Source organism: Brevibacillus sp. DP1.3A, from assembly GCF_013284245.2.
Taxonomy (GTDB): Bacteria; Bacillota; Bacilli; order Brevibacillales; family Brevibacillaceae; genus Brevibacillus.
Genome location: NZ_CP085876.1, coordinates 1,309,322 through 1,323,116 on the forward strand (window position 1 = coordinate 1,309,322; position 13,795 = coordinate 1,323,116).

Annotated in this window: 12 protein-coding genes and 2 riboswitches; of the genes, 8 read left to right on the top strand and 4 right to left on the bottom strand. The window is 50.0% G+C overall.

The annotated features are described in order from the left end of the window. Window positions 1-22 precede the first annotated feature (22 nt). From HP399_RS05935 to HP399_RS05950, 4 genes are read right to left on the bottom strand one after another with little or no spacing between them, the layout of a single operon-like run. On the bottom strand, window positions 23-535 hold the full coding sequence (locus HP399_RS05935) for a 1,2-dihydroxy-3-keto-5-methylthiopentene dioxygenase (protein ID WP_017251464.1): 513 nt from the start codon (window positions 533-535) through the stop codon (window positions 23-25). Between the two features lie 13 nt (window positions 536-548). Next, window positions 549-1,205, bottom strand: a complete 657-nt coding sequence (locus HP399_RS05940) for a methylthioribulose 1-phosphate dehydratase (protein WP_173616613.1) — start codon at window positions 1,203-1,205, stop codon at window positions 549-551. Window positions 1,206-1,208: 3 nt separating this feature from the next. Beyond that, window positions 1,209-1,877 (bottom strand): 2-hydroxy-3-keto-5-methylthiopentenyl-1-phosphate phosphatase, encoded by a 669-nt coding sequence (locus HP399_RS05945; RefSeq protein ID WP_173616612.1) that lies wholly within the window; start codon window positions 1,875-1,877, stop codon window positions 1,209-1,211. Continuing rightward, window positions 1,874-3,088 carry a 2,3-diketo-5-methylthiopentyl-1-phosphate enolase gene (locus HP399_RS05950; protein WP_173616611.1) on the bottom strand — a complete coding sequence of 405 codons (1,215 nt, stop codon included), beginning with the start codon at window positions 3,086-3,088 and terminating at the stop codon, window positions 1,874-1,876. The genes HP399_RS05945 and HP399_RS05950 overlap by 4 nt, the downstream gene beginning before the upstream one ends. Window positions 3,089-3,176: 88 nt before the next feature. Continuing rightward, window positions 3,177-3,353, bottom strand: a riboswitch (SAM riboswitch). 130 nt (window positions 3,354-3,483) lie between these two features. On the opposite strand from HP399_RS05950, the gene HP399_RS05955 reads away from it, so the two are divergent. The 8 genes from HP399_RS05955 (at window position 3,484) to HP399_RS05990 (ending at window position 13,692) form a co-directional block, all read left to right on the top strand. Next, window positions 3,484-4,002: a sigma-70 family RNA polymerase sigma factor gene (locus HP399_RS05955; RefSeq protein ID WP_217367435.1), complete on the top strand. Its 519-nt coding sequence runs from the start codon at window positions 3,484-3,486 to the stop codon at window positions 4,000-4,002. Then, window positions 4,002-5,180, top strand: a complete 1,179-nt coding sequence (locus tag HP399_RS05960; RefSeq protein ID WP_173616610.1) for an anti-sigma factor — start codon at window positions 4,002-4,004, stop codon at window positions 5,178-5,180. Before HP399_RS05955 ends, HP399_RS05960 begins: the two co-directional genes overlap by 1 nt. A gap of 96 nt (window positions 5,181-5,276) precedes the next feature. Next, window positions 5,277-5,422: riboswitch (SAM riboswitch) on the top strand. Between the two features lie 134 nt (window positions 5,423-5,556). Then, window positions 5,557-6,786 carry an S-methyl-5-thioribose kinase gene (gene mtnK, locus HP399_RS05965; protein WP_173616609.1) on the top strand — a complete coding sequence of 410 codons (1,230 nt, stop codon included), beginning with the start codon at window positions 5,557-5,559 and terminating at the stop codon, window positions 6,784-6,786. Then, window positions 6,783-7,823 carry an S-methyl-5-thioribose-1-phosphate isomerase gene (mtnA, locus tag HP399_RS05970; protein ID WP_173616608.1) on the top strand — a complete coding sequence of 347 codons (1,041 nt, stop codon included), beginning with the start codon at window positions 6,783-6,785 and terminating at the stop codon, window positions 7,821-7,823. The genes mtnK and mtnA overlap by 4 nt, the downstream gene beginning before the upstream one ends. A gap of 99 nt (window positions 7,824-7,922) precedes the next feature. Beyond that, complete coding sequence (locus HP399_RS05975; protein ID WP_173616607.1) at window positions 7,923-8,495, top strand: GNAT family N-acetyltransferase; 573 nt, start codon at window positions 7,923-7,925, stop codon at window positions 8,493-8,495. A 137-nt stretch (window positions 8,496-8,632) separates the two neighbouring features. After that, window positions 8,633-10,375 carry an ABC transporter ATP-binding protein gene (locus tag HP399_RS05980; protein ID WP_173616606.1) on the top strand — a complete coding sequence of 581 codons (1,743 nt, stop codon included), beginning with the start codon at window positions 8,633-8,635 and terminating at the stop codon, window positions 10,373-10,375. 19 nt (window positions 10,376-10,394) lie between these two features. Continuing rightward, entirely contained in the window at window positions 10,395-12,479 is a 2,085-nt protein-coding gene (locus HP399_RS05985; RefSeq protein ID WP_173616605.1) for an ABC transporter ATP-binding protein, read from the top strand. 28 nt (window positions 12,480-12,507) lie between these two features. After that, window positions 12,508-13,692 (top strand): MFS transporter, encoded by a 1,185-nt coding sequence (locus HP399_RS05990; protein WP_173616604.1) that lies wholly within the window; start codon window positions 12,508-12,510, stop codon window positions 13,690-13,692. Window positions 13,693-13,795 lie beyond the last annotated feature (103 nt).

Here is a 13,795-nt window from a genome sequence, read left to right on the forward strand (position 1 = left end):
GTAAATGCCAAGGGGTTCGTTATTAATAGATTGCTTCCCAGCCAGCAGGAGTGACGAACAGGCGAATCGCTTTGATTTTGCGGTCGTCCATCAGGGTGAAGTAGTGGCGGTAGTTCGGTGGTACGGAGATCAGATCGCCTGGCTCCAGCTCGACGTCGAAGTAGCGGTCATCTTTGCCTTTGATGGCGAAAATGCCGTGACCATCGACGCAGAAGCGGCACTCATCGTCTGTGTGGTGATGCTCGCCCTTGAATTTCACCAGCAGCTCGTCAAGGTTAGGGGTTTTGTCAGAGAGGACGATAATGTCCGCTGTCAAGTAACCGCGACGTTGGCTGATCGCATCGATTTCCGGCTTGAAGGTGTCGAGAATCTCTTGTTTTTCCTCGTCTGTCGGGCTGTAGTTATCACGGTGCTTCGGATCAAGGCGATCCACGCCCCATTTTTCGTAAATGATCTCTTGGGTGTCTAGGAAGGAGACAACTTCCTCGGGTGCTGAGATGTACTCATTGTTGTCGTGAAAACGAATTTGTGCCATCGTTTATTCCTCCTTAATTGGTGGTTGTAGTGGACACGACTGCTTGGCGCAATTGCAGCCAGCGGGCGTGATACTCGAATAGGAATTCAAAAGCTTCCAGGTGGCGCTTGGCCTCGAAGTCATTGCCGCCCCACGTGTAGATACCGTGGTTACGGATGAGTACACCGGGAACTTCTGGTGTGATCACTTTTTCAATTTCGGTAGCCAAGGTCGGAATATCGGCAAAGTTCTCAACAATCGGAACAGTAATGCGCGCGTTTTCTTCCCAGATTCCGAGTCCCTTGATCAGCTCTTGTCCTTGAATGGAGAAAGCGCGTTGTCCAAAGTACAGCTCGGAAATGAGGTTGTTCCATACGGTATGGACGTGGAAGCAAGCACCCGCCTTCGGGAACGTTTTGTAGACGACGGCGTGGATGAGTGTTTCCGCGGAAGGCTTGAGCGTAGTTTCATCCACCGGACGCGAGTCTTGATCCACGACCAGATAATCTTCGGGGGACAGCTTGGTTTTGTCTTTGCCGCTTGCCGTTACGGCAAATTGCAAGGGATCGTTTTGTATCTTAATCGAGAGATTGCCACTAGTGCCGGGAAACCAGTCCCGGCGGGCAAATGTCAGCTTGGCGTCATCCAGACGGCGAAAGGCATCCAGACGTTGTTCGAGTGTTGCAGTCATGAATTAGACGACCTCCTGTTGGACGTGCTGTAAAATGCGAATCACATCGTGGAACGTAGCAAACTTGCTATGCGGCAATTGCAGCTCTTCCGCCTTGTCAGCGAGGAAGTGACGGGCAATCACATAGTCAGCGATTTTGGCTCCAGCCAAATCAGTGATGGAGTCGCCGATGACGATACGGAAATGGTTCTCTGGATCGTAACGACGGATAATCGTCGTCTTGCACATGCCGCAGCCGTTCGTGCACTGTTCATCGCAAGCGTTTGGCCACGTAATGGTGATCCGCTCTCCGCTGAAATCACTGCCATTGCAGTAAATCGGCACATCGGTGAGATCGAAAGGTGCCAGGATAGGCTCCAGGAAAAAGTCGATGCCGCCACTCGTGATCAACAGCTCGATGCCTTCTTCGCGGCAATAGCTCACGAATTCAGCAAATCCCGGGCGAATCGTCGCTTCTTGGACAATAAAATCAATAATGTCCTGGCGGAAGGAGGAGGGCAAGAGTTGAAACAGCTTGCCAACCCCTTCTTGAACGCTTATTTTTTGCGAAAGGATTTGCTCCGTCAAGGCTTCCCACTCAGGGGGAGCAAACTTGCGGACAATTGCTACAATGTTGTCTTTTTCGGTAATCGTTCCGTCGAAATCGCAGAACAGGACGAGCTTCTTGCTCATCGTGCGCCACCCCACTTTTCCAAGGCGATCGCCAGCTCTTGTGATTCCGCGGCAGCTTCTTCCAATGTTCGGCCTGCGGTGACTGCATGAATTGCGGCAACGAATGCTTTCGCTCCTGCGGTTGCTCCACCGGGATGACCGTGGATTCCGCCTCCTGCATTGACGATTTGATCTAAACCAAAGTCTTGATACAGCTGTGGAACCAACCCTGGGTGAATGCCGGCAGACGGAACCGGGAAGGAACGGCGTACACCATTCAGTGGGTCAGTCAAATGCTTGGCGAGCTGCAACGCTTCTGTTTTGTCCAAGGCGACATTGCCATATGGAGATGGGAAGAGCACCAAATCTGCCCCAGCTACACGCATCAACGTTCCGAGCAGAAGCGGGGTGGCGATACCGTAGTCAGGTGATGGATAGTAAGCGCCTGCCAATGCTGGATGCGCCATGATCGGTACGTGTACATCAGGATCGGCTGCCAAACGGTGCAGGGCATCGAATCCAAAGGCCAGTACATTGAACAAGAGGCAGTCAGCACCTGCATCTACCGCACGTTTCGCTTTTTCGTTCAGCTCATGCACAGGTCCAGTCAGGTTGGCTGCATAGAGGACGGGCTTGCCTGTTTCGGCTTCTGTCTCCTGAGCGATCTGCTTGAACGCTTTGATCCGTTCGATAAAAGGAGCGCGCTCATCTGCAAAGAAGATTTCGTCATCTTTCACCAGATCGACTCCGCCCAAGGCTTGTGCCCGGAATTGCGTTTTTAGGTCGTCAAAAGGAAGGCCTAGGCACGATTTGAAAATGCTCATCAAGAGCGGACGGTTATGTGCCCCTAAACGTTCGCGAAGACCATCGATGCCGAACTTCGGTCCAGGAAAAGCCTGAAGGAATGAGTCAGGGAAAACGATGTCGATGAGCTTGATTTTGCCATCCATCGACAGTTTGCCGAATATTCCGGTCAACAAGGATGGAATGTCTGCTGTAAAATTGCGGGTCGGATAGCTGACGGTAATCAAACCGCGTGTTTCTCCGTTTTCCAGTGTTTCAAGTGGTGTCGCGCTCACGGCTTCACCGAGATACGGCGCTAGCTCAGCTTGCTTGGCAAGCGGCAGGTCCGTCCAGGAACCGACTGTCATACCGACAGCAATGGCTTGCGCTTTCTTATTCAAGTCTTTTGCTTGTGTGAGATAGGTGACGAGGATACGTTGTTCACTCATGGTACGTCTCATCCTCCTTGAATGATTAAAAAAAGCCTCCCCATTGAGTGGGGAGGAGCGGTTGTCGACTATGAAAGCGTCTCGTCTCCTCTCATCTCTCGGGTCAGTAGCCGAGACAAGCCAAAAAGGCTCTATCTCGACTCTTATCCGTTGGAATTAGCACCGTTTCGCTATCCAAGGTACGCATTTTCAACGTACGATTCATGGTATAGCGCCGGTTGCCGGGCATCATAGGGCCAGTCCCTCAGCCAGCTCGCGATAAGAGTTATTCGTTTCCCCCATGATATGACGTTCATTCTCAGGAGTCAATCTTTGTTTTTGTAGAGAATGTGCAGCAGGTTATCAGAAAAATGAGATGAAGGTGAAACTTTTTGACAATTCCTTCGTGGTAAGGGATGAAGGGGTGTGAACGGCTTGGGAAAGTAGGTCTGGAGGATGTGTACCAGCTGCATGTAAACGATATTTACCGCTATCTTTTCCGGCTGACACGAGATGAAAGGCTGGCAGAGGATCTGACACAGGAAACCTTTTGTCGCGCCTTCTCTTCCTTGGACGACTACCGTGGGGAAAAAGTACGGCCTTGGCTATTCAAGGTGGCCTATCACGCTTTCGTGGACGGCTATCGCAAGAAGACGAAACAACGGTTTGCGTATGTGGAAGCCCTGCCAGAGCGACGTGATCATTCGGCGGTTGATCCGGCAGAGCATGTCGTGAACAAGGAGCTGTGGGAAGTGGCCCATGACTATTTGGAGCAACTTCCGGAAAAGCAGAGACAGGTCATTTTGTTGTCTGCCATGCAGTTTTCCTACGCGGAAATGGCAGAGGTACTCGGGATCGAGCTGGCAGACGTCAAGCGTTCCTTGTTTCGTGGACGACAAAAGATGCGGCAGTTGTGGAGGGAGGAAAGCCTGTGATGAACAAGGATGAGAATAATCGCGAACAAAGGCTGGTTGCTTATTTGCGTGGGGAAATGGCGGAAGAAGATTCAAAACAATTCGAGGAGGAAATAGCCGCTGACGAGGAATACGCACAGCGGTTGGAGAGGCTTTTGCTGGGGGAAGAAACGGGAGCGGGCAACGTGAAGACAAAACAGCCTGAAACGCTGTCGGCTGAAAAACAGCGCGCCATTGTTCGCCGGGGGAAATGGAAAAATCGGTTGAGCAACGCTGGATTCACCATAGTGCTTCCCTTTTTTGCCGGAGTTGTGTTGCTGATTCTGAATGGCTGGGTTGGGTCACTGATGCATGAAGATCTGTTCCGCGTTGCGAAGTCGATGGTTAATTTTACTCAACCAGGTGTTAGTGTAGGCGGGAGTGGCTCGCAGGTGGGATTGTTTTACGGCAATATCAGCATGGAGCTGCGTGAAAGAGTTGGAGCGGAAGAAAAGAACGCTGGCCGCTTTGAAAGCACAAATGTGCTGTGGAAAGTAAACGCTGGGCCGAAATGGCCGGATGGGGTTAGGGAACAGAAGCTGTATTTCCGTTATCCGACAGACGGGGAAATGGTGGATACGGAATCGCGCACTTCACCTGCCTGGACGACGATGGAGAAGCTACCAGAGGGAACGGTTTCTCAGCTTGCGATTTCCTTTGATCGCTTTCTGACGTACGAGGAGTACTATGAATTGGTTTCGAGCCATGTTTCCTCTTCGGGACAAGATACAGTTTGGTTTGCCGTAGACACAGGGATCGAGACCAAAGAGAGTCAAGAGGGACAATTGATGTTAGGACCGGGAAAAGTATGGGGTTTTGCAGAAAGGGAGCTGAATTATGGTGGCCCTATTCTTGTAAACGGGGAAGGGGATAGGCGGATGGCGACTTATCTGAACGAAATGAAGTATTTGTCCGAGCAAGAAGGTTTGACTCGCGATATCGGCAGATCCTTGTTATTTCGTAGCGACCCGCAAATTACAGAACGATACAACTACATGCAACAAAACGGAGTGCGAATCTATGGCGCTGTCCTGACCGGACCTACGAAAGAACTGCTTAAGCTCAAGACCGAAAAGTCGATAACAGCAGCGTTTTTAGGCAAAGTAGACTGGTGGAATTGGGATACCCCTTCGGCATCGGGAACTCATCACACCTACTAATTGCAAGGTGCGAATTTTTGCACAAAAGGGTGTTGACATCGTGGAAGCGTTGGTTGTATGATTCAAACTAAATCAAAAACCGAATACGATTTGGATACCTTATCCAGAGAAGGTGGAGGGACTGGCCCGATGATACCCGGCAACCGACATGACGCCATTCAGACGCGACAAAGCGACTGATTGACAGGCGACATGCACGGTGCTAATTCCTGCAGAAACAAAAGTAGTCTGGAAGATAAGGGGGACATCAACACGGTTCTTACACGTGACGACACGACCTCTTTTCTTCGGGAAAAGAGGTCTTTTTATTGCTCCAGGTACTCAAACAAAACAAATAGAGATAGAGAAAAAATACGTAGAGGGGAGTTTTGGAATCATGGCATATCGCGCATTGACTGAACAGGAAGCAGTGGAGTACGTAAAAGGAATACCGGGTCTTTTTAGCGAAGGAGCAGAGCTGATCAGCCGCGAAATCGGGGATGGCAACCTCAATCTGGTTTTTGACATTCAGGAGCCAGCATCCGGTAAGAGTGTCATTGTCAAACAAGCGCTGCCTTTTGCCCGCGTCGTGGGAGAATCTTGGCCGCTTACGATTGATCGGGCTCGCATCGAGAGCGAGGCACTCCGCATTCAGCACAAATACGTTCCAGACCTGGTGCCGCAGGTGTATCATTTCGACGGGGAGCTTGCGTTGACTGTCATGGAAAACGTCGGGGACCATATCATCATGCGCAAAGGTCTGATCGAAGGAAAGCGGTACCCGCTATTCGCGAAGCAAATTGGTCGTTTTCTCGCGCAAACCTTGTTCTTTACATCCGATCTGGGCGCTCATCCGTACGATAAAAAAGCGCTAGTCGGAACATTCATAAATCCAGAATTATGCAAAATCACAGAAGACCTCGTCTTTACCGATCCGTATGAAAATGCGCCTACCAACGACTTCAACCCGTTGATTCGCCGGGAAGTCGAGGCGATTTGGAACAACAGGCCGCTGAAGCTGGAAATCGCCAAGCTGAAATACGATTTCCTTACTCGCTCAGAAGCGCTGCTACATGGTGACCTGCATACCGGAAGTATTTTTATCACGGAAAACAGCCTGAAAGCAATCGATCCAGAGTTCGCTTACTATGGCCCAATCGGTTTTGACATCGGGGCGGTCATTGCCAATCTATTGCTCAACTACGCAGGACAACACGGTTTACAAAAAGATCAAGGAGAACGGGAAGCGTACCGCGAATACTTACTGGAAACGGTCGAGGATGTCTGGAATGAATTCGTTTCGCAATTTGTTCAGCTCTGGCACAAGCACGCCAAAGAGCGCAGCGCCCATGTCGAAGGGCTGTGGCAAAGCTACGTGAAGCGCTTGATTCAGGATACAGCAGGCTATGCCGGATGCAAAATCTTGCGCCGTGTCATCGGCTTGGCAGGCGTAGCGGACCTGAATGCCATTGAAGATGACCAGACTCGCGCAGAAGCAGAGCGTCTGGCTCTCTCGATTGGAGAAGCGCTGATTCTCGGTCGCGGCGGCATAGACGAATCGACAGATATCACGGACATCGTACGCACTGTGACCGAACGTTACTATCAGGAGGCAACGACAGTATGACAACCAGCACCCAATTGGCACCTGTTAAGTGGGAGAATGACGCACTGGTCTTGCTTGACCAGACGCGTTTGCCAGTAGAAACAATCTATTTGAACTTGACTACCTCCGAGCAAGTATGGGGTTCCATTCGTCGCTTGGAAGTGCGTGGCGCACCGGCGATTGGCATGGCAGCAGCTTACGGGCTCTACCTGGGCATTCGTGGCAGTGAAGCGAGTAACTACGACGAGTTTTGGCAGGAACTGAACCAGCAGGCAGACTATCTGGGCTCTTCCCGTCCGACAGCCGTGAATCTGTTCTGGGCGTTGGATCGAATCAAAGCTCGTGTTGAAACAGAAAGCGGAGCTTCGATTGCCGAATTGAAGGCAGCAGTGCTCGATGAAGCACTGACGATTCAAAAGGAAGATGCTGAAGTATGCCGGACCATCGGAGAGCATTTGCTCACTCTGTTGCATGACGGTATGGGAATTCTCACGCACTGTAATCCAGGGGCATTGGCTACAGCAGCGTACGGTACGGCTACCGCTCCGTTTTATTTGGCAAAGGAACGCGGTTGGAATCTGAAGGTGTACGCAGACGAAACCCGTCCTGTCCTGCAAGGCGCTCGTCTTACTGCCTTCGAATTGCAGCAAGCTGGAATTGATGTGACGCTCATCTGCGACAACATGGCGGCGATGGTTATGTCCCAAGGCAAAGTAGAGGCTGTCATCGTGGGTACAGACCGCGTAGCAGCGAATGGCGATGTCGCCAACAAAATCGGTACGTATGGGGTAGCGGTATTGGCAAAAGCTCACGGCATTCCTTTTTACGTGGCAGCCCCCTTGTCCTCTGTTGATCTGGAGACACCGACAGGCGCAGATATTCCGATTGAAGAGCGTCCAGCCGAGGAAATTACCCATGGTTTGGGCAAACAGGTAGCTCCAGACGATATCAAGGTGTACAATCCTGCGTTCGATGTAACGCCTGCGAAGTACATTACAGCAATCGTCACGGAGACAGGTATTTTCAAGCCGGAAGAGATCGGCAATAGCAAAAAATAAAAGAATGATGTATAAGCGTTCGCCCTGTTGTTGCTGGCGGACGCTTTTTGCTCATTTTGGCGTTTTCCAGTAAAATATCCAAGAAAAGGGGAGATTCGTATGCAAACGATTCAACGGATAGCAATCAATGAAGATACGTACTTGAAACAATTAGAATTAGCCGATGCTGAGGAGTTATTTTTGCTTACGGATTCGAACCGGGAGAATCTTATGGAATGGCTGCCGTGGCTGAATTATACGAAGAAGGTAGAGGATTCGCGCCAATTCATCCAAGCGACGATTCATCAGTACAACGATAATCGCGGTATCAACTACGGCATTTGGTACCAAGGACGTCTGGCTGGTACAGTCGGCGTGCATACGGTGGATTGGATCAACAAAAAGACGTCCATTGGCTATTGGCTAGGTGCGCAATTTCAGGGTAAGGGCCTAATGACGGAAGCAGTGGCGACCTACTTGGACGTATTGATCTTCGGGTCATGGGATTTGGAAAAAGTAACGATTCAGGCTGCTACGGAAAACTACAAGAGCAGATCGATTCCGGAACGATTAGGGTTTCAACTGGAGGGGATACTACGCCGGAATGAATTCCTTTACAATCATTACGTGGATCATGCCACTTACAGCTTGCTAAAAGAGGAATGGCTTGACTGGAAAACCGATAAAAAATAGTAGATTGAACTGTATGCTTCGATTGACAATGAAAATTCTGTAAATTACGATGGTGAAGACAGATCAAGAGGGCTGCGTGTGATTCGCAAGCCCTTTTTTAGTCGTGCTGTTAGGTTTAAAAAATAGAGGTGATTTACATGCAGACACTTCGGCAATTATCTTGGTTTTTCCGTGCTTATTGGAAACGGTACGTCATTGGAATCTCTGTGCTGTTTATCATCGATGTCCTCATGCTTTGGCCGCCGAAATTAATCGGGGACACGGTGGATTCGATTCGTAACAGTTCCCTGACGGACGCTGACTTGACGCAAACAGTGGTCATCTTGCTCGTATTGGGTGTTAGCTTGTATGGATTGCGGTTTCTCTGGCGGTACTTGTTAAATGGGGGAGCCTTGATACTGGAGAGGACGTTGCGCGAGCGACTGTTTGCCCATTTGACGAGAATGACCCCGTCGTTTTTTCATCGCAAGCGCAGTGGGGATTTGATGGCCGTCGCTACCAACGACATTCCTGCCATTGAACAAACCGCTAGTACAGGGGTGCTTACGCTTGTCGATGCGCTGTTCATGACCGTGTTAACGCTGGGCGTCATGGTGACTGCGATTGATTGGAAGCTGACGCTGGCTGCACTGATCCCGATGCCGTTTTTGGCATGGTCAACGGCGTACTATGGAAAGTTGCTGCATGAGCGTTTTTACTTGGCGCAGGAAGCCTTCGGAGAGATGAATGATCATGTCCAACAATCTGTGTCAGGCGTTCGGGTATTGAGAGCATTTGTTCAGGAAAAGGCCGATATTGAGGCATATCGCCGAGTCAGTGAAAAAACGTTGGAGAGAAATGTGAGCGTTTCGCGGATCGACGCCCTGTTCGAGCCGACAATCGCGATTATTATTGGCTTCAGCTTTTTGATCGGGCTGGGCTATGGGACGTATTTGGTGTTCACTAGCGCTATCTCCTTAGGGAATTTGGTTGCGTTCAATTTATACTTGGGACTTTTAATTTGGCCGATGTTCGCCTTTGGTTGGCTGGTCAATGTATTGCAACGCGGTGGTGCTTCCCACAAGCGTTTTACAGAGCTAATGGTGGAGCAGCCAGATGTGACGGAGGCAGCGAATCCGGTCACGAGCCAAATCGCTAATACCGTAGAAGCACGCCATTTTTCCTTTACGTATCCGGGCACTGACAAGCCGGCACTCATTGATATCTCGTTTCGTTTGGGCGAAGGAGAGACGCTTGGGATTGTTGGACGGACAGGAAGCGGCAAGTCGACGTTGTGCCGTGCCTTATTGCATCAATATCAGATGAAGGAACAAGCTCTGTTTATCGGGGGCATCCCGATCGAAGGGCTCGCTTTCGATACGCTACGGGAAAAAATCGGCTATGTGCCTCAGGAGCATTTGCTGTTCTCACGGACGATTGCAGAAAATGTTACATTCGGGAAACCACAAGCGACGACCGAGGACGTGATGCATGCGTTGGAGCTTGCGGAGATGAAGAGAGATCTGGCGCAATTCAGAGATGGATTGCAAACCATGGTTGGAGAGAAGGGGGTCACCCTTTCCGGGGGGCAAAAACAGCGGGTTTCCATTGCGCGCGCTCTTTTGATGGATGCGGGTATCCTGATTCTCGACGATTCTTTATCGGCTGTGGACGCGCGGACTGAGGAGAGTATTCTTCGTCATCTGAGACAGGAGCGCGCGGATAAAACGACGATTATTACCGCTCATCGTCTGTCTGCCGTCCAGCACGCACAACTGATTCTTGTGCTGGATGAGGGGCAGATCGTCGAGCGGGGGACACATGACGAGCTGATGCAGCACAACGGCTGGTATGCAGAGCAGTACCGCCGTCAGCAAATGGAACAGGATGTGGCTGGTTGAGAGAGGGGGAAAACGTTTCATGAGCAAAGAAAATGTATGGGGGCGTTTGACCGAGTACGCCAGACCATTTCAAAAGCAAATACTAGGCGCGCTGTTCCTGCTCTTGCTGGGAACGAGTGCAGAGTTGGCGGGTCCTTTTTTAGCCAAGGTCATGATTGATAATCACATCCTGGCGATCCAGAAGCCTTGGTATCAACTAGACGAAGTGCCACCACAAGCAGTGGGGCAAGTCGCCTCACTGAACGGTACGAACTATATTCGTGAAGATGTAGCAGCAAAGACGGGTCTTGCTTTGGACAGTATCAATCAAAAAGAAGTAACCGTGCTGACAGAAGGCACGACCTATTACTTGGTTTCCGGCAAGGTGAATCCAAACACAGAGAAGCAATTTACCCCGATTGCGTCAGAAAACGGCAGGGAACGCTTCGAGGTAACAACCAAGGATCAATCAGGTCAAAAGACGACCTCCACAGGGATTCGGCTGACCGCAGAGGAAGTTAAGGCGATGTATCAAGGGGATGTCCTGCCCATTGTCTGGCTGTCTGTAGGTTATGGAGCACTGATCTTGCTCTCAGCTGGTTTTAACTACGTCCAGATTTTGTGGCTGCAAAAGATCGCTCAGCGCATCATTCAGCAAATGCGGATGAAGCTGTTTATCCATTTGCAAAAGCTCCCGGTTGCCTTTTTTGACAAAACGCCAGTAGGTGCGCTCGTCTCCCGTGTGAGCAATGATACAGAAGCCATCCGTGAGCTGTATGTAAGTGTGCTCGCCACATTTGTACAGAACGCTCTTTATTTGATTGGAATCTTGATCGCGCTCTACATCTTGCAGCCTGAGCTCGCCCTCTTTTGCTTTTTGACGGTGCCAGTGCTCGTACTGTTAGTCTACGTGTATCAAAAGTACAGCTCTCGCTACTATGCGGTGATTCGCGCGAAGCTCGGTGATATGAACACAACGATTAATGAAATGATCCAGAACATGACGATCGTGCAAGCATTTCGTCGGGAGAAGGGCGTACAAAAAGAGTTTGCTGATGTAAACGAGGTCTACTTCAAGGTGCGGATGAAAGAGATCAATCTGGAATCCTTGCTTTTGCGCCCAGCGGTAGATTTGATCTGGAAAGTTTCCTTGACCCTGATCGTCTGGTATTACGGCTCGACTTCCTTCCACAGCGCGATTTCCTTCGGTGCGCTTTTTGCTTTTGTCGATTACATGGGGCGTTTTTTCGAACCGATCAACATGATCATGAATCGGTTGTCACAAATGCAGCAGGCGACTATTTCGGCGGGGCGCGTCTTCGAAATTATGGATGAGACCACGGAGAAGAAAGAAACGGGTGCACAAATCGAACGCCCGCGTGGAGAGGTTGTTTTTGATAACGTATCTTTTGCTTATCAAGGTGACGATTATGTCTTGAAAAACGTCTCCTTTTCGGCGCAGCCTGGTCAGACGATTGCGTTGGTAGGACACACCGGATCGGGAAAAAGCTCTTTGATGAATTTGCTGCTCGGGTTCTATCCGGTGACGAAAGGGAGCATTTTGATCGACGGGCAAGATATGAGACAGATTGATACGCATTCATTGCGCAGTCATGTCGGACTCGTTTTGCAGGACCCATTCTTGTTTACGGGCAGCATTGGATTCAATATTCGTATGTACAAGGATACGATTACGGATGAAGAAGTGAAGCGGGCTGCAAAAGCTGTACGTGCTGATGAATTCATTTCCAAGCTGCCGGGTGGGTATGACGAACCAGTCGTCGAGCGAGGCATGACGCTATCCGCAGGCCAACGCCAACTGATCTCTTTTGCTCGGGCATTGGCTGCTGATCCTGCCATGCTGATCTTGGACGAAGCAACGGCAAGCATTGACAGTGAAACAGAGCTAGCCATTCAGGAAGCGTTGCATGTACTATCAAAAGGTAGGACGACATTCATCATTGCACATCGATTGTCGACGATTCAGCACGCCGACCAAATTCTTGTTTTGTCCCGTGGAGAAATCATGGAGCGAGGTACACATGATGAACTCATGGCGCAAAATGGTCTTTATCAAAAAATGTATCAGCTTCAACAGGGGAGTGCTTCCGTAGAGAGTGCTTAGTAGGGAGCTAGGAAGGAGAAACAACACCATGTCACAGTCACGTTACACCTTTTGGGTGTTGATTTTGGTTGTCGGTATTGCGGGGTTAAGCCAAGGCTTGACGATCCCGATGCTGACGGTTTTATTGGAAAAACAAGGTGTTTCATCCGTGATGAACGGACTCAACGCCGCTGCCTTGTATATTGGGATGGTCATGGTCAATCCATTTTTGGAAATCCCACTGCGGCGCATTGGATACCGATCCACAATATTATGGGGATTGCTGTTGGTGACGATTGCAACAGCGCTCATCCCGATGTTTAGCCATTTGGCGGTCTGGTTCGTATTACGTTTACTGATGGGTGTGGGCGATAGCGGTTTACATTACGCCAGCCAAATGTGGGTGACTAAGATCGCAGCTCCCGAGAATCGTGGGCGCGATCTTTCCATTTACGGTCTGGCATATGGTGTGGGCTTTAGTATTGGTCCATTAGGCTTAAGCGTGCTGCATTTGGGGATTTGGGTACCTTTTGGGGGCTTGCTCGTTCTGTATCTGATTGCCTTCTTCTTATTATACCGAATCAAAAATGAGTTCCCTGCACAGATCGAGCAAACGGAAAAGAAGCAAAACAAGTATGCATTTGTTTTGCGACTTGCTTGGCTGGCGCTGATTCCTTCGTTTTTGTTCGGATTCATGGAGACGTCACTCAACGGCAGTTTTCCCGTTTATGCCTTGCGTACCGGCTTGTCCGTTGAATGGGTTTCGTTGATCCTTCCGTCGTTTGTCGTGGGAAGTATTATCTTGCAGATGCCGCTGGGGGCATTGAGTGACCGTATAGGACGCAAGCAGGTCATGCTCGTGTGTGCCCTTGTAGGGGGATTGGCCTTCTTCCTGTTCCCGTTTGCAGGTGAAAACGTATGGCTGATGATGCTGTTGTTGGCCATAGCAGGAGCGGCAGTCGGTTCCTTTTACTCGCTGGGATTGGCTTTTTCGGCAGATATTTTACCAGCATCGATGGTTCCTACCGCAGGAATTATCGCGGGCGTCAATTTTGGTGTCGCCAGTATTTTGGCTCCGAATGTGAATGGCCTGTTGATGGACGTGTGGGAGCCGTGGACGATCTTTTGGCTGATGGGATCGCTGCTCATTGTTTTCGCGGCAGCTTGCCTGTTTTTCAAACAAAAAGCAACCCAAGAACAGACGTATTCGATGCCATTGCAAAAACAGGGGTAAAAACAATGATGGATAAGCTTCGCCAAGCTTTTGGCGAAGCTTTTATTTTTTTTGCCCAAAAAAGCATAAACGGGCATCAAGGAGGGAAGCGTATGAATAGTAA

Excerpts from the sequence above, each read along its gene's own strand:
- HP399_RS05935 (WP_017251464.1), bottom strand. The coding sequence starts at position 535 with ATGGCACAAATTCGTTTTCACGACAACAATGAGTACATCTCAGCACCC.
- HP399_RS05940 (WP_173616613.1), bottom strand. The coding sequence starts at position 1,205 with ATGACTGCAACACTCGAACAACGTCTGGATGCCTTTCGCCGTCTGGAT.
- HP399_RS05945 (WP_173616612.1), bottom strand. The coding sequence starts at position 1,877 with ATGAGCAAGAAGCTCGTCCTGTTCTGCGATTTCGACGGAACGATTACC.
- HP399_RS05950 (WP_173616611.1), bottom strand. The coding sequence starts at position 3,088 with ATGAGTGAACAACGTATCCTCGTCACCTATCTCACACAAGCAAAAGAC.
- HP399_RS05955 (WP_217367435.1), top strand. The coding sequence starts at position 3,484 with ATGAAGGGGTGTGAACGGCTTGGGAAAGTAGGTCTGGAGGATGTGTAC.
- HP399_RS05960 (WP_173616610.1), top strand. The coding sequence starts at position 4,002 with ATGAACAAGGATGAGAATAATCGCGAACAAAGGCTGGTTGCTTATTTG.
- mtnK (WP_173616609.1), top strand. The coding sequence starts at position 5,557 with ATGGCATATCGCGCATTGACTGAACAGGAAGCAGTGGAGTACGTAAAA.
- mtnA (WP_173616608.1), top strand. The coding sequence starts at position 6,783 with ATGACAACCAGCACCCAATTGGCACCTGTTAAGTGGGAGAATGACGCA.
- HP399_RS05975 (WP_173616607.1), top strand. The coding sequence starts at position 7,923 with ATGCAAACGATTCAACGGATAGCAATCAATGAAGATACGTACTTGAAA.
- HP399_RS05980 (WP_173616606.1), top strand. The coding sequence starts at position 8,633 with ATGCAGACACTTCGGCAATTATCTTGGTTTTTCCGTGCTTATTGGAAA.
- HP399_RS05985 (WP_173616605.1), top strand. The coding sequence starts at position 10,395 with ATGAGCAAAGAAAATGTATGGGGGCGTTTGACCGAGTACGCCAGACCA.
- HP399_RS05990 (WP_173616604.1), top strand. The coding sequence starts at position 12,508 with ATGTCACAGTCACGTTACACCTTTTGGGTGTTGATTTTGGTTGTCGGT.